At 63.3% G+C, this 19,740-nt stretch carries 16 protein-coding genes and 1 pseudogene; 15 read left to right on the plus strand and 2 right to left on the minus strand.

Translation table 11 applies throughout. From position 1 onward, the window contains the following. Nucleotides 1-71 precede the first annotated feature (71 nt). The 4 genes from JN403_RS17035 to JN403_RS17050 all read left to right on the plus strand — a co-directional run bounded on the left by JN403_RS17035 (nucleotide 72) and on the right by JN403_RS17050 (nucleotide 5,838). Nucleotides 72-1,079, plus strand: coding sequence for a DNA-binding protein (locus JN403_RS17035; protein WP_205483369.1), 1,008 nt, complete (start codon nucleotides 72-74; stop codon nucleotides 1,077-1,079). A gap of 32 nt (nucleotides 1,080-1,111) precedes the next feature. Then, complete coding sequence (locus tag JN403_RS17040; RefSeq protein WP_122537011.1) at nucleotides 1,112-3,697, plus strand: EAL domain-containing protein; 2,586 nt, start codon at nucleotides 1,112-1,114, stop codon at nucleotides 3,695-3,697. A 79-nt stretch (nucleotides 3,698-3,776) separates the two neighbouring features. Continuing rightward, complete coding sequence (locus tag JN403_RS17045; protein ID WP_205483371.1) at nucleotides 3,777-5,132, plus strand: MATE family efflux transporter; 1,356 nt, start codon at nucleotides 3,777-3,779, stop codon at nucleotides 5,130-5,132. Between the two features lie 55 nt (nucleotides 5,133-5,187). Continuing rightward, the gene (locus tag JN403_RS17050; RefSeq protein WP_205483372.1) at nucleotides 5,188-5,838 is read left to right on the plus strand and encodes a TetR/AcrR family transcriptional regulator; all 651 of its coding nucleotides are present in this window, start codon (nucleotides 5,188-5,190) and stop codon (nucleotides 5,836-5,838) included. A 16-nt stretch (nucleotides 5,839-5,854) separates the two neighbouring features. Here JN403_RS17050 and JN403_RS17055 read toward each other — a convergent pair whose 3' ends face one another. Both JN403_RS17055 and JN403_RS17060 read right to left on the minus strand, forming a co-directional pair. Continuing rightward, complete coding sequence (locus JN403_RS17055; protein WP_205483373.1) at nucleotides 5,855-8,599, minus strand: glycoside hydrolase family 3 C-terminal domain-containing protein; 2,745 nt, start codon at nucleotides 8,597-8,599, stop codon at nucleotides 5,855-5,857. Then, nucleotides 8,596-8,835, minus strand: a complete 240-nt coding sequence (locus tag JN403_RS17060) for a hypothetical protein (RefSeq protein ID WP_074883835.1) — start codon at nucleotides 8,833-8,835, stop codon at nucleotides 8,596-8,598. The genes JN403_RS17055 and JN403_RS17060 overlap by 4 nt, the downstream gene beginning before the upstream one ends. Nucleotides 8,836-9,465: 630 nt before the next feature. Between JN403_RS17060 and gspE the strand changes: the two genes are divergently transcribed. The 11 genes and pseudogenes from gspE to gspD all read left to right on the plus strand — a co-directional run bounded on the left by gspE (nucleotide 9,466) and on the right by gspD (nucleotide 19,596). Next, nucleotides 9,466-11,184 carry a type II secretion system ATPase GspE gene (gspE, locus tag JN403_RS17065; protein WP_205483374.1) on the plus strand — a complete coding sequence of 573 codons (1,719 nt, stop codon included), beginning with the start codon at nucleotides 9,466-9,468 and terminating at the stop codon, nucleotides 11,182-11,184. A 1-nt stretch (nucleotide 11,185) separates the two neighbouring features. Beyond that, nucleotides 11,186-12,400 carry a type II secretion system inner membrane protein GspF gene (gspF, locus tag JN403_RS17070; protein ID WP_205483375.1) on the plus strand — a complete coding sequence of 405 codons (1,215 nt, stop codon included), beginning with the start codon at nucleotides 11,186-11,188 and terminating at the stop codon, nucleotides 12,398-12,400. Nucleotides 12,401-12,433: 33 nt separating this feature from the next. Then, nucleotides 12,434-12,862: a type II secretion system major pseudopilin GspG gene (gspG, locus tag JN403_RS17075; protein ID WP_205483376.1), complete on the plus strand. Its 429-nt coding sequence runs from the start codon at nucleotides 12,434-12,436 to the stop codon at nucleotides 12,860-12,862. A gap of 9 nt (nucleotides 12,863-12,871) precedes the next feature. Next, nucleotides 12,872-13,309 carry a GspH/FimT family pseudopilin gene (locus JN403_RS17080; protein WP_205483377.1) on the plus strand — a complete coding sequence of 146 codons (438 nt, stop codon included), beginning with the start codon at nucleotides 12,872-12,874 and terminating at the stop codon, nucleotides 13,307-13,309. Further along, a complete protein-coding gene (locus tag JN403_RS17085; protein WP_205483378.1) occupies nucleotides 13,306-13,686 on the plus strand; it encodes a type II secretion system protein in 381 nt (126 codons plus the stop codon). The genes JN403_RS17080 and JN403_RS17085 overlap by 4 nt, the downstream gene beginning before the upstream one ends. Next, nucleotides 13,683-14,326 (plus strand): annotated as a pseudogene (locus tag JN403_RS17090) (prepilin-type N-terminal cleavage/methylation domain-containing protein). Before JN403_RS17085 ends, JN403_RS17090 begins: the two are co-directional and overlap by 4 nt. Beyond that, the gene (locus JN403_RS17095) at nucleotides 14,323-15,045 is read left to right on the plus strand and encodes a type II secretion system protein GspK (protein ID WP_205483380.1); all 723 of its coding nucleotides are present in this window, start codon (nucleotides 14,323-14,325) and stop codon (nucleotides 15,043-15,045) included. Before JN403_RS17090 ends, JN403_RS17095 begins: the two are co-directional and overlap by 4 nt. After that, complete coding sequence (locus JN403_RS17100) at nucleotides 15,042-16,097, plus strand: type II secretion system protein GspL (RefSeq protein WP_205483381.1); 1,056 nt, start codon at nucleotides 15,042-15,044, stop codon at nucleotides 16,095-16,097. The genes JN403_RS17095 and JN403_RS17100 overlap by 4 nt, the downstream gene beginning before the upstream one ends. Beyond that, entirely contained in the window at nucleotides 16,087-16,725 is a 639-nt protein-coding gene (gspM, locus tag JN403_RS17105; RefSeq protein ID WP_205487450.1) for a type II secretion system protein GspM, read from the plus strand. Before JN403_RS17100 ends, gspM begins: the two co-directional genes overlap by 11 nt. Continuing rightward, entirely contained in the window at nucleotides 16,722-17,258 is a 537-nt protein-coding gene (locus tag JN403_RS17110) for a general secretion pathway protein GspN (RefSeq protein ID WP_205483382.1), read from the plus strand. The genes gspM and JN403_RS17110 overlap by 4 nt, the downstream gene beginning before the upstream one ends. Beyond that, on the plus strand, nucleotides 17,242-19,596 hold the full coding sequence (gene gspD, locus JN403_RS17115; protein WP_205483383.1) for a type II secretion system secretin GspD: 2,355 nt from the start codon (nucleotides 17,242-17,244) through the stop codon (nucleotides 19,594-19,596). Before JN403_RS17110 ends, gspD begins: the two co-directional genes overlap by 17 nt. Nucleotides 19,597-19,740 lie beyond the last annotated feature (144 nt).

Here is a 19,740-nt window from a genome sequence, read left to right on the forward strand (position 1 = left end):
CTACGTTTTAGCTGATAACGTAGCCTGTAATAACGTGTTACGTAACACGGTACGAAATCGTAGGAGTGGACATGGCACGCGGCGGGATCAACAAGGCGGTGGTAGAGCGCGCGCGACTGGCGTTGCTGAGCAAGGGCGCGTATCCCAGCATCGACGCCGTGCGCGTGGAGCTGGGCAATACGGGTTCGAAAACCACCATTGCCCGGTACCTCAAGGAACTCGACGTCCAGGCGCCTGCCGAAGCATCCTCGCGGGAGCGCATGGGCGATGAGCTAAGGGCGCTGGTTGAGGGTTTGCTTGATCGACTGAAGGAGGAGGGCGCGGAGGTCATTGCCCAGGCACAGGCGGAGTTCGATCACCAGCGAGCAGGCTGGGAAACCCGATTGGAAGCCCTTGAAGTGGAGCTCAAAGCAGCCAGGCATCAGTGCGAATCGCAACATGCCGCGTTGACCGATCAGGGCGCTCAGCTGCAGACGACCCATTCCTCCTGGCAGTCGGAACTGACGCGAAATGCCGGTCTCAGTCAGCAGTGCCAGGACCTTGAGGTGCGGGTACGGGACAGGGACGTGCAAATCCAGTCCCTCGAAGAAAAGCATGTGCACGCCCGGGCGGCGCTGGAGCACTACCGCGAGGCCATCAAGGAACAGCGCGAGCAGGATCAGCGTCGTCACGACGCCCAGCTTCAGCAGATTCAGCTTGAGCAACGAAAACTCCAGGAGACGCTGATCATCAAGCAGGATGAATCCACGCGCCTGAACCGCGACAACGAGCGTCTGCTCGGCGAACTGCGCCAACAGGCGCGGGTGCTCACGGATCAGCAAGACCAGGCGCAGCGCCTCGCTGCGGAACTTCGCACTGCCCAAATGGCCACCGCGAAAGCCGACGGCGCCCGTGAGCAGCTGCAAGAGCAACTGGCGGCCATAAAAGCGGAAAGTAAATCCCTGGCGAAAGCGCTGGCATTGGCCAATGAGCAATGGGCGCAGGCCAATCAGCGGCTTGCGGTTCTGAGCGAGGACAACGACAGCCTGCGCGCTCAGGTGCAGCTCAACATTGCCACACCGCCGCCGATACAGCCGTAAGCGACCGACCGGTCTTCAGCTTGCGGAAATCCATGTCCTATCAGCCCAACCCCGATGTCATCAAGCCCGCCACTCCCTCGACCGTGGCCTTGGCGCGGGGCTCGTTGTTCAAGTTTGTGTTCCTGCTGGCAGGCGTGTTTCTGCTGGCCGCTTACTTGTTGATGTTCCTCGCCCACGACCTTGATCACACCGAGGAACTCGAAAGCGCGTTCTATACCGAAAAAGCAGTGCGCTCCCTGCAGAAAACCCTGACCGTCACGGTCAAGGACTACGCCTTCTGGGGCGATGCCTACCGTTATCTTCACTTGAGTGTGGACCCCGACTGGGCATTTGTCCGTCAGAACATCGGATCGACGCTGTACAGCGATTTCGGGTTTCAAGGCGTGTTTGTCATTGATGACGCCGATCGCACGGTGTATGCCGTGGTTGAAGGCGAATTGGAAAAGGCCGATGCCGAGCCGTGGCTGGGCCCTGCCAAGGACCTGCTGCTGGCCAGGGCTCGGGAGGGCGCCGAGACAGAAACCCCGTTCACCGCTTTCATCGACCTGAACGGTACACCCGCGCTCGTCGCCGCAGCCGCCATCACGCCCGGCACCGACCCAAGCGTCAGCGCGGACGACCGGCTGCACTCGGTGTTGATCTTCGTCGACGTGCTGGACGACGCCAAGCTGGCCGTTCTGGGCAAGGAGTACGGCGTGGAGGGGCTGCATGTCGCCACGCCGGACGAGCGCCAGCAAGTGTCGATCTTCCCGCTGGGTGAAGGCGGGGCTGCGGGTGCTTTGCACTGGACGCCGCCGGCGCCGGGGCAGCGGTTGCTGGCCCTTGGCCTCCCACTGATCGGGCTGGCGGCGGCGCTGGTGTGCCTGATGACTTGGGCGATTTTGCGACGCACCACCGCCGCCGCGCGGTCCCTCGACGACAGTTACGCGTCCCTGCAGAAAAGCGAGAGCGCACTCGCCACCAGCGAAGCGCGCTTTCGTGACGTGGTGGAGGCCAGTTCGGACTGGGTCTGGGAAATCGACAGCGAAGGCCGGTTCACTTACCTCTCTGACCGCTTCGAATGCGTGACTGGCCTGCACCGTACACAGTGGATCGGTGCCCTGATGGACGACCTGCTGCAAACCGAACTCGGCCAAGTGTCCCAGTGGTTGGCGATCCCTAACCGTCGCCCTGACATCACCATCCAGTGCCGCTATCTAGAGACCTGCGGCCGCGAACGCATCAGCCGCCTCTCGGCGCGTTCGATGGCGGCGGGCGGATTCCGTGGCACGGCCACCGATGTCACCGAAGAAGTGGAAGCCCGCCGACGCATCGAATTTCTCTCCCAGCACGACGCCCTGACCGGGCTGCCCAATCGGGTCCGGCTGCAGGAGTTTCTCGACGGCAAACTGAAAGCGCTGCCGACACTCGACTCGCCACTGGTGATGCTGAGCATCGACCTTGACCGCTTCAAGCCGGTGAATGACCTGCTCGGCCACGCCGCCGGCGATCGGGTGCTCAATGACGTGTCCAGTCGGCTGTCCGATTGCGTGCGCCATGGCGATCTCGTCGCGCGGGTCGGCGGTGATGAATTCGTGCTGATCCTCAGCGAGGCCCAGACTCAGGACGAAGTCGAATCACTCTGTCGGCGGCTGATCGAGTCCATCGAACGCCCGGTGCTGATCGACGACCAGGAGATTTTCGTCAGCGCCAGCATTGGTATCGCCATGGCGCCCACCGATGCCCGCGAAGCTGCCGAACTGCTGCGGTACGCGGACATCGCGCTGTATGAGGCCAAGGCTGGCGGCCGTGGCACCTGGCGGTTTTACGCAGGCGACATGAACGCCAGGATCATCGAACGCCGCCGTCTGGAAAGCGACTTGCGCTACGCGATCAAACACAACGAACTGCGTCTGCATTTCCAGCCACGCTTTCGCATTGCCGATGGCGAAATGGTCGGCGCCGAAGCGCTGGTGCGTTGGCAGCACCCGCAGCGCGGCCTGATTCCGCCGGACACCTTCATTCCCATCGCCGAAGAAAGCGGATTGATCATCCCCCTCAGCGACTGGGTCATGACCCAGGCATGCAGCGAAGCCGCGCGCTGGCCGAAACAGCTGTTCATTTCCATCAACCTGTCGCCCGCCGAGTTCAAGCGCGGCAACCTGCCGGCGCGGATTCAGTTCGCCCTCAAGGCCACCGGCATCGAACCGTCGCGGGTCGAACTGGAAATCACCGAAGGGGTGATGATCGAGGACGCTGTCGGCGCGCTGGACGTCATGCGGACCCTGAAGCAGCTGGGGGTGCGCATCGCCATGGATGACTTCGGCACCGGGTATTCGTCGCTGAGTTACCTGCGTACGTTCCCCTTCGACGGGCTGAAAATCGACCGCAGCTTCCTGACCCGGCTCAGCGAAAGCGAAGGCGACCGCTCCATCGTGCAGGCCATCGTCGGACTGGGTCGGGCGCTTTCGCTCACTGTCACGGCGGAGGGCATCGAAACCGCTGAGGACCTGCAATTGCTCAAGTCAGTGCAGTGCGAGGAGGGTCAGGGCTATTTCTTGAGTCACCCGCTGACCGCCTCGGACTTCCACGCGCTGTTGGCAGCGAGAAATACGGCGGCGCTGGGCACAAACGTATAAAGTGCGCGCGCTGCCCTCGCAGCGCTTCTTGCATCACACCTGCTGCCGCACCCGGCCACTGTTTATTTCTGGAGTGTTCATGACCCGACCGCGCGCTGTTTTCACCGAAGGCTCGGTGGCCCGGCACGTGTTGGTGATGTCGAGCACCAGTGCGTTGAGCCTGCTCGCGGTATTCCTGGTGGACATCTTCACGCTGCTCTACGTCTCGATGCTCCACGATCCGTTGCTGCTCGCCGCGACGGGGGTGGCGAAGGTCTTGATCTTCCTTAACAGCGCTGTGTCCAGCGGACTGATCATTGCCGCGGCGACGGTACTGTCCGAGCGGATCGGCCATCGCGCCTCGAAAGCGTCATCCCGGCTGATCACGCACTTGATGCTGATGGTGGTGATCGCGGCAGGCGCGGCGGCGGCGTTGCAACTGGCGCTGCTGGTGCCGCTCACCCATTGGCTCGGCGCGGACGCCAGCACCTACGAAACCGCGCGAATTTTCATCTGGCTGACCCTGCCGTTCAGCGTGTTGCAATCGGCCATGCAGATGTCGGCGCAGATCCTGCGCACCGCCGGCGACAGTCGCCGCGCCCTGTGGGTCGTATTGTCAGGCGCGGCAACCCTGGCCCTGGCGGACCCGCTGTTCATTTTCGGTTTTGGCCTCGGGCTGGAGGGCGCGGGGATTTCCTATGCGCTGTCGGCCCTGGTGTCCCTCGGGCTGGGCATTTACTGGTTGCGCGCCCAACTGGCGATGCCGTTTTCCCTCCGCTGGCGGCTGCTACGCCTGCACGCGCGCAAGGTCATGCAGGTCGGCTTGCCGGCGATGGTCGGTAATCTGGCCACGCCCGTGGGCCTGACCTATCTGGTCTCGTCGATCGGTGCCTATGGCACGTCGGCGCTGGCGGCCATGTCGGTGATGGACCGGGTCATGCAGTTCGCCTACTGCGTGTTCTTTTCCCTGCCCAGCGCGCTGGCGCCGGTGCTGGGGCAGAACATCGGCGCCCAGCGCAACGCTCGCGTTGCCTCGGCCATCGGTTTCAGCCGCAAGCTGGTCATCGTTTATGGCCTGCTGGTCTGGGGCGTGCTGCTGCTGGCAGCCAATCCACTGGCCGACACCTATGAAATGGATGGGGTCGGGCGGGCAATCTTTCTGGCGTTCTGCCACGTCGGCGGCGGACTGTGGGCGCTGATCGGGCTGGACTTCGTCGCCATCGCGATGTTCGTCACCCTGGGCCGACCCTGGCTGGTGGCGCTGTTCGCCTGGCTGCGGGCGACGCTCGGCACGGTGCCGTTCGTGCTCGGCGGGATTCATCTGTTCGGCGCGGCCGGTGCGTTCCCGGCAATGCTGACCGGTAACGCATTGATCGCCGTGACTTCGATTACAATCGCGTCCCTGACCGCCAGACGGTTTTTCCAGCGCCGGAGCGCCGCGCAGGCGGTGGCGTGAGCAGGCCGTTGCCGCGCTCGTTCAGGCTTTATCCGAATCAACGAGACAAGGTGTTATGACAGACGACGAATCAGGGAATGACTCGCCCGAGGTGGCCTCACCGAAACGGCGTCGTGCGCCCAAAGGTGAAATGCGTCGTGCCGCCTTGCTCGACGCGGCGACAGTGATCTTCGCCCGCAACGGTTATTCCAGCGCGTCGATGAAGGATGTCGCGCAGCTCGCCGGCATTACCACAGTCGGCCTGCTGCATCACTTCCCGAACAAGGAAGCGTTGCTCAATGCGTTGCTGGAGCGCAGGGATCAGCGGGTGGTGTCGCGGTTCAGTGAACTGACCATGGAGATGACGCTGGAGGGGTTCGTGCGCTTTCTGAAGCAAAGCATGAGCTTCAGTGTGGAGAGTGCCGGGGAGTGCCAGGCAGCGATGGTGCTGAACACGGAGAGCCTGTCGAATCTGCACCCTGCATTCAACTGGTACAAAGAGCGCTTTCACATCACTCATCATCACGCTCAGGGCCACCTGAAGGCGTTGATCGAGGCGAAAGAAATTCGTGAGGACATTGAGGTGAGCGCGCTGGCTCAGGAGATTTTCTCGGTGATGGATGGCTTGCAGATCCAGTGGCTGCGGGCACCCGATGACGTGGATGTGATGGCCGTGTTCGATATCTATCTACGGCGCCTGAAAGCGGATATTCAAGCTCGTCCCTGAGCTTGAATGGTGCGGCTTAGTAGGTCTGGGCGGTGCTGACCTGTACTGCTTTGCGCAGTGGTGACGGCAGCGGGTTGCTGTCGCGGGTGGTCAGGTGTTCCGGGAACAGCGTGATCAAGGTGCGATCCAGCGGCAGGTCTTCGGAATCCGGGCCTACGAGGATCTTGAACTTGCCGGCGTCGACATCCCAGCTGTCGGTCTTCTCGACGTAGTACGCCAGGGAGCGCGAATCGATCGGGATGCTCACGGTCTTGCTTTCGCCCGGTTGCAGGTAAACCTTGGTGAAGCCCTTCAACTCTTTCTCAGGACGATCGACGGCCGGATTTGCCGGGTGCACGTAAAGCTGTGCCACCTCGAAACCTGCCTGGGAACCACTGTTGGTCACGGTGAATTTCACGTCAATCGTGCTGCCCGGCGCCATCACGTTGGTCGACAGCTTCAGGTTGCTGTAGTCGAACGTGGTGTAGGACAGACCGTAGCCGAACGGATACAGCGGCTTGGCGTGCTTCTTGTCATAACCGCGATAGCCCAGGTAGATGCCTTCGCTGTAGTTCATCTCGGTCAGCGCGTTGTCACCCAGGTACTGCTTGGGATCGGAGTACGACGGGTAGCTCGGGTTGTCCTCGATCTTCTTGTCGATGGTGATCGGCAATTTGCCCGACGGGTTGACCTTGCCATAGAGAATCTCGGCCAGAGCCTGACCGCCTTGCTGACCCGGGAACCAGGCGTGCAGGCTGGCGCCCACTTTGTTCGCCCACGGCTGCATGTCCAGCGCGCCGCCGCTGTGCAAGACCACCACGGTGTTGGGGTTGGCCTTGGTGGCGTAGGTGATCAGGTCGGACTGGTACTCAGGCAACGCATAGTCGTGGTCGTTGGACTCGCCTTCGTACTCGAAATTGGTACCGGCAGCGATCACCACGGCATCGTACTTGGACAGGTCCTTCGGTGGACGCAGAGACGCCCAGCTCATTTGAACGCCCGCCATGCCGCCCAATACCGGCGTGAAGTTGCCTTGCAGGCGACGGTATTCCAGCTTGACCGTGTATTCCTTGCCAGCTTGCAGTCGCGCGGTTTTGCCGGAGGTGACCAGTGCGTTGATCAGGTCGAAGGACTTCTGAGTGCCGTCGTTTTCCAGCACCAGTTCGTCGTTGACCCACAACTTGAATGCACCGTCGGCACGCACTTTGAAGACCTGCTCGCCGGAAATGCTCGGCTTGATCTTCGAGGTGAAGCGTGCGGAGAACGCGCCTGGCGTGGTGTTGAAGCCAGACACCGCAGTGACGCCGCTATCGGTGGTGTTGGTGTTGGTGGTCCAGCTCAGATTGACGCCCGGCTCGACGCGGGTCGCGGCAGGAGAACCGGCCAGCTCGGTGTTGGAGAAGTACTCGGCCTTCACACCAGTGTTGCTGATGCCGTTCTGCCCGGTGCTCGGCTGATACCAGACGGATGCTTTGGGATTGAGGCTCATCTCGCGCAGGTACTCGACGTTGGCGCCCTTCGAGGCCAACTGCTGCAGGCCGCTAAGTTCGGTGACGTAGGTGTTCGGTGGCGAGTTAGGCGTGCCGAATGGGGAAGTCGGCGGCTGCAGGGCCAGGTCGCCGATCACGGCAATCTTCGCATCGCGTGCCAGCGGCAGCAGGGGCTTGCCCGCCGAGGTCTTCTCGTTGCGCAGCAGGACAATGGATTCGCGCGCCATGTTCAGCGCCGCACGTTGACCGTATTCCGGATGATCAAGTGTTTGAGCCTTGTTCAGTTGCTTGTCGAAACCGTAACTCACCAGCGCGCGCAGGTTGCGCTTGACCTTGTCGTCGATGACGTTCTGGGTCAGCTGACCGCTCCAGAGGTAAGGCAGCAGCTTGGCTTCGGTGAATTGCAGGCCTGACGGCATGTCGATGTCAGTACCGGCCCAGGCGCCTTTGAACGCATCCTGCACCGAGTTGAAGTCGCTCATTACGTTGCCTTGATAGCCCCATTCACCCTTGAGCACTTCGGTCAGGAAATGATGGTTTTCACAGGCGTAATCGCCGTTGATCTTGTTATAGCCGCACATGATCGACGCGACGTTGGCGTTCTTGACCAGCGATTCGAAACCCGGCAGATACAGCTCGCGCAAGGTGCGCTCGTCGGCCTTGATGTTCACGTAGTGACGGTTGGCTTCCTGCTCGTTGGCCAGGAAATGCTTGCCCGCTGCCTGAATGCCCTGGGCCTGGATGCCGTTGGCAATGGCCGGGCCCATGACGGCGCCAAGGAACGGGTCCTCGCCACTGACGTATTCGGCAGAGCGACCGCCAAACGGTGTGCGGTACAGGTTAACGCCCGGGGAGAGCATTTGCTGACCGCCGGAGATCCGCGTTTCGTAACCGATTGCCAGACCGAATTCCTTGGCGCGGTTGATGCTCCAGGTCGCGGCCAGGGCAGACTGCGCCGGGTATTGCGCGCCGAACGTGGCGTTGTTGACGTGCACACCCATCGACGAGTCGTAGGCGATGGTGCCTTCCATGCCCCACTTGGGCAGGCGGGGGATCATGTGGCCGTCGTCAACCCGGGTGAAGTTGATCTTCTCCGAGATGTTCATGTTGTCGAGCACCGCGCCAACGCGGGCTTCAACCTCGTTGCCCGTCATCGGCGTGGCGGCGTGAACGAGGGTGGCCTGGGCGACGCTGATGGCCAGCAGGCTCAACGCCATGGTCTGTTTGAAAGCTGACAAGGGCAACGTCCTCGTGGGCGGGTGGCAGTTCGTGATGTTGTGGCGGTCGGTCATGGCTTTTGCACCAGTACCGGCGCATCACCGGTGTCGACGGGAGCATCAAGCACCGCAGAGGAGGTCTTGGTGGTCGGCACGGCTACCTTGTCGACGCCAGAAAGCTGGTCGCGCTGTTTTTCAACCTGGGCGCGAACGGTTTCTGCAGAAGTTGCGTTTTGACTGGACGTAGAGTCCGCCGCAACAGCAGCAAAACTGCAGGCGCCGAAAAGCACGACGCTGCAAACAGACAGCAGGGGTCTATTCATCGATTGTTTCTCGATTGATGGGGTGTGGAAATTAAATAAACGTGCAAACCCGTCCAGAGGGGAACAGGACGAACGTTAAGTCCGGGGAATCTACTGATTAGTTCAGCGTTTGCAAGATTATTTTTTAATTAGACGACCGGTGATCGAAAAGGCACGTGTAGCGCGGCCTTGTAGCGGTGATTGGCGTTGAGGGGTGAGCGGATAGATGCTGTTTAGCGCAATAAACCACCAATAAGACCGCCGTCTATAGCGGAAAAGGCCTAGGAAAATGAGTATTCATGTATTTTAATTGCAATGTCAAAAACCTAATTGCTATTAGGTTTAGCTTGCTGGTAAGCTCTCTCCGCGCTGAGGAATCCTCGACCAATCAGACGACTGCATAGCCGCCTTAGTTGTCGACGCACACTCGCCAACTTTGGCGGCTAATTGCAATCCGTGGTCCGCTAATAAGCCGTTAGATGAACTAAAGTTCAACGTCACCTGTATGACAGCCGTGGGATTAATTGCTCACGGCCTATAACGCGTGGGCGCTATTAAACAGTCCGACTCCGTTATTAATTAGTCAACGCCGTACACCGTTATCCATCCAAGCCTTATCCATCCAGACCTCTAGCCACCATGCCGCTCAACCCGCTCGACGCCAGACAACTGAAGATTCCGGACGCCGAGCAGGTCTGCGCGTGGCTGTCGACGAACGCCGGGCTGAAGGCTGCTGATCTGGAGCGGGCGCGGCGGCTGATGGCTGAATCCGAAGGCGCCGGGCTGCTGGCCTTGCTGACTCGCCTGGGGCTGGTCTCGGAAAACGAGATGGCCCGGGCCTGGGCGGCGCTGCTGCAGACGCCGCTTGTGACACTCGACGCTGCGGCCGACATGCTCGATCCGTTGCCGGCCTTGACCGAGCGCTTCATGCGGCATTTCCAGGTCGTGCCCCTGGCGTGGCGTGAAGACGGTCTGCACGTGGTGTCGGCCAACCCCTGCGAGCCCTATGCATTTGAAGCCATTGCCTATTGCTGTCAGGTGCCGGTGTGGCTGTCGATCGGTTCGCGCAATGACGTCGACACGCTGATCGAGCGCTATTACGGCCAGGGCCGCAGCGCCATCGGCACGCTGATTGAATCCCTCGACGACAGCAACGGCTCGCCCGAAGACATCGAACACCTGAAGGACCTGGCCTCGGAAGCACCGGTGATACGCCTGGTCAACCTGATCCTGCAGCGGGCCGTCGAGCAGCGCGCCTCGGACATTCACATCGAGCCCTTCGAGAGCCAGCTGAAAGTGCGTTATCGCATCGACGGCGTGCTCCACGAAGCCGAAGCGCCGCCGTCCAGTTCCTCGGCAGCGGTGATCTCCCGGCTGAAAATCATGGCGCGCCTCGACATTGCCGAACGGCGCTTGCCCCAGGACGGCCGGATCATGCTGCGGATTCAGGGCAAGGAGCTGGACCTGCGTGTGAGCACGGTGCCCACCAGTTTCGGCGAGTCGGTAGTCATGCGTCTGCTGGATCGGCAGACCATCAATTTCGACTTCCCCAGCCTGGGTTTCGACGGCGAGCGCCTCGATGCCTTTCTGGCGGTGCTCGAACGGCCCCACGGCATTCTGCTGGTGACCGGGCCGACCGGCTCCGGCAAAACCACCACGCTCTACACCGCGCTGTCGCGGCTCAACACCGCCGAACGCAAGATCATCACCGTCGAAGACCCGGTGGAATACCAGCTCGAAGGGATCAACCAGATTCAGGTCAAGCCGGCCATCGGCCTGGACTTCGCCGGGGCGCTGCGCTCCATCGTGCGGCAAGACCCGGACGTGATCATGATCGGTGAAATGCGCGATCTGGAAACCTGCCGCATCGCCATTCAGTCTTCGCTGACCGGGCACCTGGTGCTGTCGACGCTGCACACCAATAGCGCGGCGGCAAGTATCACGCGCTTGCTGGACATGGGTGTCGAGAGCTACCTCATCGCCTCGACGGTCAACGGCATTCTCGCCCAGCGCCTGGTGCGCCGCCTCGATCCGCTCACCCGCGAAGCCTTCGAAGCCCCTCAGGCGCTGATCGACGAACACGAGCTGGAGCGCTTCACCGACGAGCGTCCGATTCTTCTCTACCGCCCGCGCAGCGACGCGCCGGGCGGCGGTTATCGCGGCCGCAGTGCAATCACTGAATTGCTGGTGATGAACGAAGAACTGCGCAGCCTGCTGATGAGCCGCGCCGATGCCTCGACCCTTGAGCACGCCGCGCGGCGCGCCGGGTTGCGCACCTTGCACGAGGAGGGTTTGCGGCAGGCGGTGGCGGGGATTACCTCGCTCGAAGAAGTCCTGCGCGTGACCCGAGGCGAATGACATGACCCCGTTCAAATACCGCGCGCTGGACGCACAGGGCGCTGAGCAAAATGGTTTGCTGGACGCCGCCGACCGTGACGCCGCCATCGCCTTGCTGCACAAGCGCGGCTTGATGGTCCTGCAGATCGACCCGTCGAATCTGGGCGGTCTGCGTCAGGCCCTCGGCCGCGGCGCATTGAGCGGCGCCGCGCTGATGAGCTTCACCCAGCAACTGGCGACCCTGCTCGGTGCCGGCCAGCCGCTGGAACGCTCGCTGACCATTCTGCTGCGCCAACCCGGCCAGTCCCGGAACCAGATTCAGACCCGCGCGCTGATCGAGCGCATTCGCGAGCAGGTCAAGGCCGGCAAGCCGCTGTCCGTGGCGCTGGAAGAAGAGGGCCGGCAGTTCTCCCCTCTGTACATCAGCATGGTCCGCGCCGGGGAAGCCGGCGGCGCGCTGGAAAACACCCTGCGTCAGCTCAGCGAGTACCTGGAGCGCAGCCAGATGCTGCGCGGCGAGGTGATCAACGCGCTGATCTACCCGGCGTTTCTGGTGGTCGGCGTGCTCGGCTCCCTGGCGCTGCTGCTCGCGTATGTCGTGCCGCAATTCTTGCCGATCTTCCGCGACCTCGGCGTGCCGATTCCCTTCATCACCCAGGCGATTCTCTGGCTCGGGCAGTTCCTCAGTGACTACGGGCTGATGCTGCTGGCCGGCAGCATCGCGCTGATCTGGGGCATCTCGTTGCGCGCCCGCGATCCGCAACGGCGCTTGCGACGTGACCGGCGTCTGTTGCGCATGCGTGTGATCGGCCCGTTGCTGCAGCGCATCGAAGCGGCCCGGCTGGCGCGCACCCTCGGCACCTTGCTGAACAACGGCGTGGCGCTGTTGCAGGCGCTGGTCATCGCCCGGCAAGTCTGCAGCAACCGAGCGTTGCAGCAGCAGGTCGAGCAGGCCAGTGAATCGGTGAAAGGCGGCGGCACCCTGGCCAGTGCGTTCGGCGAGCAACCGCTGCTGCCGGACCTGGCCCTGCAAATGATCGAAGTCGGCGAACAGGCCGGCGAACTGGACACCATGTTGCTGAAGGTGGCCGACGTGTTCGACGTCGAGGCCAAACGCGGCATCGACCGCATGCTCGCCGCGCTGGTGCCGACCCTGACCGTGGTCATGGCGGTGCTGGTGGCGGTGATCATGCTGGCCATCATGCTGCCGCTGATGAGCCTGACCAGCAATATTTGAAGCCCAACCCCTTTCAAACAGAGAACCAGACCGATGCGCCGCACGCCGTTCACCGCTGTCACCCGCCGCCAGCGCGGCTTTACCCTGCTGGAGATGCTCGCGGTCATCGTGCTGCTGGGCATCGTTGCGACCATCGTCGTGCGTCAAGTCGGCGGCAACGTCGACAAGGGCAAGTACGGCGCCGGCAAGGCGCAGTTGGCGAGCCTGAGCATGAAGATCGAAAGCTACGGCCTGGACCTGGGTTCGCCGCCGAAAACCCTGCAGCAACTGGTCGAAAAACCGGCCAACGCCTCAGGCTGGGCCGGGCCGTACGCCAAGCCTTCAGACCTCAAGGACCCCTTCGGTCACGCCTTCGGCTATCGCTTTCCGGGTCAGCACGGCCCGTTCGACCTGATTTTCTTCGGTCAGGACGGCCAGCCCGGCGGCGAAGGCTACAACGCCGACCTGGGCAACTGGGAGTAACCGGCGAGCATGAACGCACCTGGGGCAAGCCGGGGTTTTACCCTGCTGGAGTTACTGGTGGTCATCGTCTTGATGAGCATCGGCATCGGCGTGGTCGGGTTCGGCTTGCACAAGGGTTTGCAGCAAGCCGCCGATCGCCAGTTGCTCGGGCAAATGGTCCAGGCCCTGCGCACGACGCGCAGCGCGGCGATCATCAGTGGCCAGCCCCGCGAGACTTCATTTGATCTCGACCGCCGCACCTTTCAGGCCCCCGGCAAACGGCCCCAGCAATGGCCCGCCGAGGTCGGTGTGCAGCTGAACACGGCGGCGGAGCTGAATGCAGCGTTTGCGTTTTACCCGGACGGCAGTTCCAGCGGCGGCAATCTGCTGGTGGTCCAGGGCGAGCGGCGTTGGCGCATCGACGTTGGCTGGCTGACCGGCAGCGTCAAGAGCCGCGCGTTGCCATGAAGGCCCACATCGGTCAGGCCGGTTTCACGCTGCTGGAAATGCTCGCCGCGCTGGTGGTCATGGCCCTGTGCAGTGGCGTGCTGCTGATGGCGTTCGGGCAAAGCGCTCGCTCGTTGCAGCAGGTTGATCGCGCGGACCGGCTCAGCCAGGCGGCGCGTTCGGTGCTCGATGATCAGGCCGTCGGCGCCTTGCAACCGGGGCTGAGCAATGGCGTGATGGACGATGGCATTGCATGGGCAATGAACGTCTGGGCGTTGCCCACCGCCGCCGGCCAGCCGCGAATGTTGCGGGTGAATGTGATCGTCAGCGAAGGCCGGCGTGAGGCGCGGTTCAGCACCCTGCGGCTGGTCAGTCCGACCAGGACGAGCACCCAATGAGCAAACGCCAAGCCGGTTTCACACTGCTGGAAATCATGATCGTGCTGAGCCTGCTAGCGGTGCTGCTGACATTGGTCGGCGGCGCGCTGGTGGGGGCGAATCGGGCGGTGATCAAGGCCGATCACTACATCTCACGCCTGGATGAGCGGCGGGCTGCCCAAAGTTTTCTGCGTCAGGCCATCAGCCAGGCGCTGCCGCTGGATCTGTCGGAAAACGACCATTCCGGCGCCGGGCTGTTCGTGGGTACGGCGCAACGCATGCAGTTTGCAGCGACCCTGCCGGGCAACCTGGGGGCGGCATTCAGCGGCACACCGTGGAAGTGTCCGGTCCGCCAGCGGACCGTCGCTTGCAGATCGCGTTCGCCCAGGTCCAGGACAATGTATTGCGCGCCTGGGGCGAGCCGCAGGTGCTGCTTCACGGCGTCAAAGGCTTGACTTTGAGCTATCGCGGCATGACGCCAAAAGGTGAGGCCACCGGCTGGCTGAATGAATGGCCGTGGCCCAACCGTTTGCCTCACGCCGTGCGCGTCGAGGTGCAGATGGACGGCCCGGTGAACTGGCCCGGCGAAGTGGTCGCCCTGCGCCTGGACCTGTCCGGCGGGGCTTCCGGTGCTGCGTCAGCTGCGGGAGGCGGGCAATGAATCGGCAGCGCGGCGTGGCCCTGTTGCTGGTGCTCTGGGCATTGGCGACGCTGAGCCTGTTGCTCGGCGGTCTGGCCGGCTGGGTACAGCTCGAAACGCGCCAGGCGTTATGGCAGCGACAGCATACCCAGGCGCTGCTGGCCGCCCAGGCCGGCATGAATCTGGCGTTGCAGGCATTGGTGGACGGGAATCACCGACCGCGCTGGATCGCCGATGGCCGCGCCGTGCCGCTGGCATTCGACGACGCGCGGATTGTGCTCAGCGTCAGCAGCGAGCGCGGCAAGCTCGATCTGAATGCGGCCAGCAACGAGGACATCACCCGGGTCGCCCAGGCCTGCGGCGCCGATCGCGACGAGGCGATCCGCCTGGGCCGTGCCTTAGAAGCGCGTCGCGACGGCAGCGCCGCGCCGTTGCGGGTTATCGAAGAACTGCGCCAGGTTCCGGGCATGACCCAACGCCTTTATCAGCGCATGGCACCGGAAGTGACGCTGTGGAGCGGGCTGTTGCGGCCGGACGCCGCATTCGCCTCGCCGTTGCTGCGCAGCGCCCTGGACCTGCCAAAACAGACAGCCACGGGCACCGACCCCGGCAGCGTGCTGAGCATCGACAGCCAGGCACAACTGCCGGATGGCGTCATCGCCCGGCTTCAGACCACCGTTCTACTGTCCCCATCGGAGGGTAACGCTCAGCCGTATCGGGTGCTGCGTTGGCAAGAATGAATTCACTCTTTTCAGTTCCTGCGTCGCTTCGGGCGTACCAAGCTAATGTTGAACGGCGCTGGCAGGGCAGCGTGGCGCAAGGTGTCTGGCAGCGCTGGCTGGCCGAATTGCGCGGTTGCGTGCCGGCGCGGTGGCGTCATCGGCTCAGGCCCCAAGTAGCCGTGCAGACCCATCGCTGGCCGATCGTGACGCCCACGCCTGAAATCCAGGCCAGCGCCCGCCATGTGCTGATGCTGCCGACCGCTGTGGTGATGATCCATCGCCTGCAATTGCCGACAGCGGCCGCGCGGGATCTCACTGCCGTGGTCGGCTATGAGCTGGACAAATACACGCCGTATCCCCGCGATCAATTGTTCTACGTCGTGCGCCAGGACGGCCGCAGCGCAGGCGGGTTGAAGATCACCCTGATCGCCGTCCTCCGCGAGCGCATGCACGCGATTCTGGCGGAGTGCGCCGCCCAGGGCCTGACGCCGCAACGGGTGGACGTCTGCTCAGAGGACGGCACGCCGCTGGGGATCGATCTGCTGCCCGAGTCCGCGCGACCGGTAAACCACCGCCGGGGCGGGGGCCGGCGTCGTGTGCTTGTCGGCTTATGCGCCGTGCTGCTCGTCACGCTGATGGGCCTGTGGCTGCACGATCGTCAGCAACGCCTGGAAGGCATGCGGGCGACGGTGCTATCGCTGAAAGACCAGGTAGCCCAGGTTCAGCAGCTTCGTCAGCAACTGACCAACACCCTCGGCGCCGCCGATTACCTGACCCGGCACAAGGCCGCACGCCCGACCATGGCTGCGCTGATGAGTGAATTGACCGCCTGCCTGCCCGACGACACCTGGCTGGAGCAACTGGAAATCGATGCTGACGACGCGTCGTTTTCCGGCCAGAGCGTGCGCGCCAGTGCGCTGATCAGCCATTTGAAAGACTGCCCCAGCCTGGAAAACCCGCAGTTTCAGGGCGTCATCCAGCCCGACGCCGACAGCGGCAAAGAGCGCTTTTCCCTCCACGCACGCTTGCATCAGGAGGCCGCCGATGCGCCGAACGCTGATACCCCGTGAATTGACGCCCCGTGAGCGTCGCGGCGCTGCGTTGATCGTCCTCGCCCTGGTGATGGGCGCAGGCTACTGGCTGCTCATCGACAGCTGGTTCGCCGGCCCGCTGCGGGACATGGGCGAAGAGACCGAGCAGCTCAGGTCCCAACAGCAGCGCTACGCTGGCCTTGTGCAACAGCGCGAAAGCCTGAGCGCAGCGCTGGAACGCGCCGAGCAGGACCCGGCCAGCAGCGCGAGCCTGTTGACCGGCGAAGACCCGAGCGCGGTTGCCGCCGATCTCATGCAGCACGTCGCGGACGTCATCATGGCCCAAGGCGCGAAAGGCGCCGGCTGCACGCTCACTCAACGGATGCCGATTACCCCGGAGCAGGACGGCAGCGAGCCGTTCCGCCAGGTCAAGGTCAGCGTCACCCTGGAATGCGCCATTGAGCCGCTAATGGCGGTGTTGCACGGGCTGGAATATCAGCGGCCGTTGCTGTTCATCGATCACATGAGCGTGCGTCGCGCGAGCAATGCGCCGGGCAAAGGCGGGGCAGGGCGACTGACTGTGCAACTGCTGATTCGCGGCTATCTGCAGCCGGTTGCTTCGAAGGCAACGGCCGATCAAACCGACCCAGCGCAGGCCGCCCCATGACGCGCTCCCCGATCACGGTCGAGCGCGTGCTGATGGCCGTCGCCCTCGTACTGCTGGCGCTGATCGCCCTGGTGCTCAACGGCACCTGGCAATCGGCGGATTGGCTGCCTGCCGAACCGAATCATCGCCCGGCCGTCGTGGCAAAAACGCCTTCTTTATCGCGCGTGGAATTGCCCAGCCTGGCCAACAGCTGGCAGACCCCGCTGTTCAGCGTCGATCGCCGTCCGGACCTGCAACAGCCTGCCAATCAGGCAGCGTCCAGCCTGAGCGGGCTGACCCTGACCGGCGTGCTGCTCGACGGCACGGTGCAGCTGGCATTCATCAAACCGGCCACCGGCCCGGCGCTGAAAGTCCGCCTCAACGGGCCGTTGCCCAACGGCTGGACCCTGCGCGCGATCAGCCCGACGAGCGCCACGTTTGGCCTCGGCGAGCGCAACGAAACCCTGACTGTTCGGCGCCTGCGATTGCCAACGCCGTCGACTCAACCACCGCTTTCCCTTTCCCGTGAAGACCTCCATGAACCTGCCCCGTAATCCTTCCCTGTGCCGTGCCTCTAGCACGAAACCCGTCGCGACGCTGCGTTCGCCCTTGTTGTGCCTGGCGGCGGCCTTCGCTTTGAGCGGCTGCACCACTGCGCCGACGGCCCTTGAGCCGGACAACGGCATGCTGCGCGAGGCGCTGGACGGAACCGGCACCCAGCGGCGGCCGGTCGACCCGCGCAGCGAGCAAATGCCGGTCCAGGCACAAGCCAATCCTGCGGACGGCTCAACGGCGACTACCGGCACACGGCAGATCATCCGGGGCACCCAGCGCTTCGTGAAAACACCGGCGCCGACAGCCGCAACGCCCCGGGCGGCGGAAGGCGATATCGTCTTCAACTTCGCCAACCAGCCCATCGAAGCGGTGGTCAACAGCATCCTCGGCGACATGCTTCACGAGAGCTACACCATTGCCCAAGGGGTGAAGGGCGAGGTGAGCTTCTCCACGTCCCGGCCGGTCAACCCGCAGCAGGCGCTGTCAATTCTGGAGACCCTGCTGTCGTGGACCGACAACGCGATGATTCGTCAGGGCAATCGCTACGTCATCCTCCCGGCCAGCCAGGCGATTGCCGGCAAGCTGGTGCCGGAAATGGCCGTGGCCCAGCCGTCTGCCGGGTTGTCGGCGCGGCTGTTCCCGCTGCGCTACATCTCCGCCACGGAAATGCAGAAACTGCTCAAGCCATTTGCCCGGGAGAACGCGTTCCTGCTGGTGGACCCGGCGCGCAATGTGCTGAGCCTGGCGGGCACCACCGAGGAGCTGGCGAACTATCAGCAGACCATCGACACCTTCGACGTCGACTGGCTCAAGGGCATGTCGGTGGGCGTGTTCGGCCTGCAACGGGCCTCGGTCAGCGAGCTGATGCCGGAGCTGCAGAAGCTGTTCGGACCGGACAGCGGCATGCCGTTGGCAGGGATGGTGCGCTTCCTGCCCATTGAGCGGACCAACTCGGTGGTGGCGTTTTCTTCCCAGCCGGAATACCTGAACGAGGTGGGCACGTGGATTCGCACCATTGACGAAGGCGGCGGCAACGAGCCGCAGTTGTACGTGTACGACGTGCGCAACATGAAGGCCACCGACCTGGCGAAATACCTCAAGCAGATCTACGGCACGGGCGCGGTACAAGAGGAAAGCGCTGCCAAGGTGGCGCCGGGATTGCGCACGCGGTCGATGTCGTCGCTGACAGGCGGCACGTCTGGCGGTACCTCTGGAGGGCTGGGTTCGGGCAGCGGATTGAGTGGCAGCGCCGGTTTGAACAGCAGCGGCCAGGTCGGGATGTCCCAAAGCGGGCTTCAAAGCACGGCAACTTCGGACGACGAGCCGGAACAAGACGCGGACGCCAGCAGTGACAGCGGTGCCGAAGACAGCAGCTCATCGGCCACTGCGGCCTCGGGTAATGGGCAGAAAGGCCTCGACTCAACCACCCGCATTTCGGCGCAGAAAAGCAGCAACCAATTGCTGGTGCGTACGCGCCCGGCGCAGTGGAAGGAGATCGAAGCAGCGATCAAGCGCCTGGACAATGCGCCGCTGCAAGTGCAGATCGAAACGCGGATTCTCGAAGTCAAGCTGACCGGCGAGCTGGATCAGGGGGTTCAGTGGTACCTCGGCCGGCTGGCCGGCAACTCCACCAGCACCACCGTCGCCAACACCGCCGGCAGTCAAGGTGCGTTCGGTGGCGGCGGGGCCGGTCTCGGGGCCACTGATTCGCTGTTCTATTCCTTTGTCAGCACCAACCTGCAAGTGGCGATTCATGCCCTGGAAACCAACGGCCGCACCCAGGTGCTGTCGGCGCCGTCGCTGGTGGTGATGAACAACGAAAACGCGCAGATTCAGGTTGGCGACAACATCCCCATCAGTCAGACGACGGTCAACACCGGCGTCTCGAACACCACCCTGAGCAGCGTCGAGTACCTGCAGACCGGCGTGATCCTCAATGTCGTGCCGCGCATCAACCCGGGCGGGCTGGTGTACATGGACATTCAGCAGCAGGTCAGCGACGCCGACGGCACGGTGACGGTGAACGGCAACCCGCGCATTTCGACGCGCTCGGTGTCGACCCAGGTGGCGGCGCAAAGCGGGCAGACCGTGTTGCTCGGCGGGCTGATCAAGCAGGACAACAGTGACAGCGTCAGCGCCGTGCCCTATCTGGGCCGGGTGCCCGGGCTGGGCTGGTTGTTCGGCAATCGCAGCAGATCCAAAGACCGCACCGAGTTGCTGGTGCTGATCACCCCGCGGGTCATCAACAGCAGCAGCCAGGCGCGCCAGGTCACCGACGATTATCGTCAGCAGATGCAGCTGTTGAACGGCGCCGGTGCCCCACAAGCCCTGCGCTAGACGCTTGCAAAGGTGTAACAAAGTTTTCCGGGGCGCGGGGTGTGGGCGTTAATATGGGCGGGAACGCTTGCGAACGGGTGGCTCGGACCTCCCGCTTTCGCCCACTTCCCACCCGGGCGCCATCACCGGCCCCCACACGGAAAA

The sequence above is a fragment of the Pseudomonas sp. 15A4 genome, from assembly GCF_016925575.1.
In the GTDB taxonomy this organism is placed as follows: domain Bacteria; phylum Pseudomonadota; class Gammaproteobacteria; order Pseudomonadales; family Pseudomonadaceae; genus Aquipseudomonas.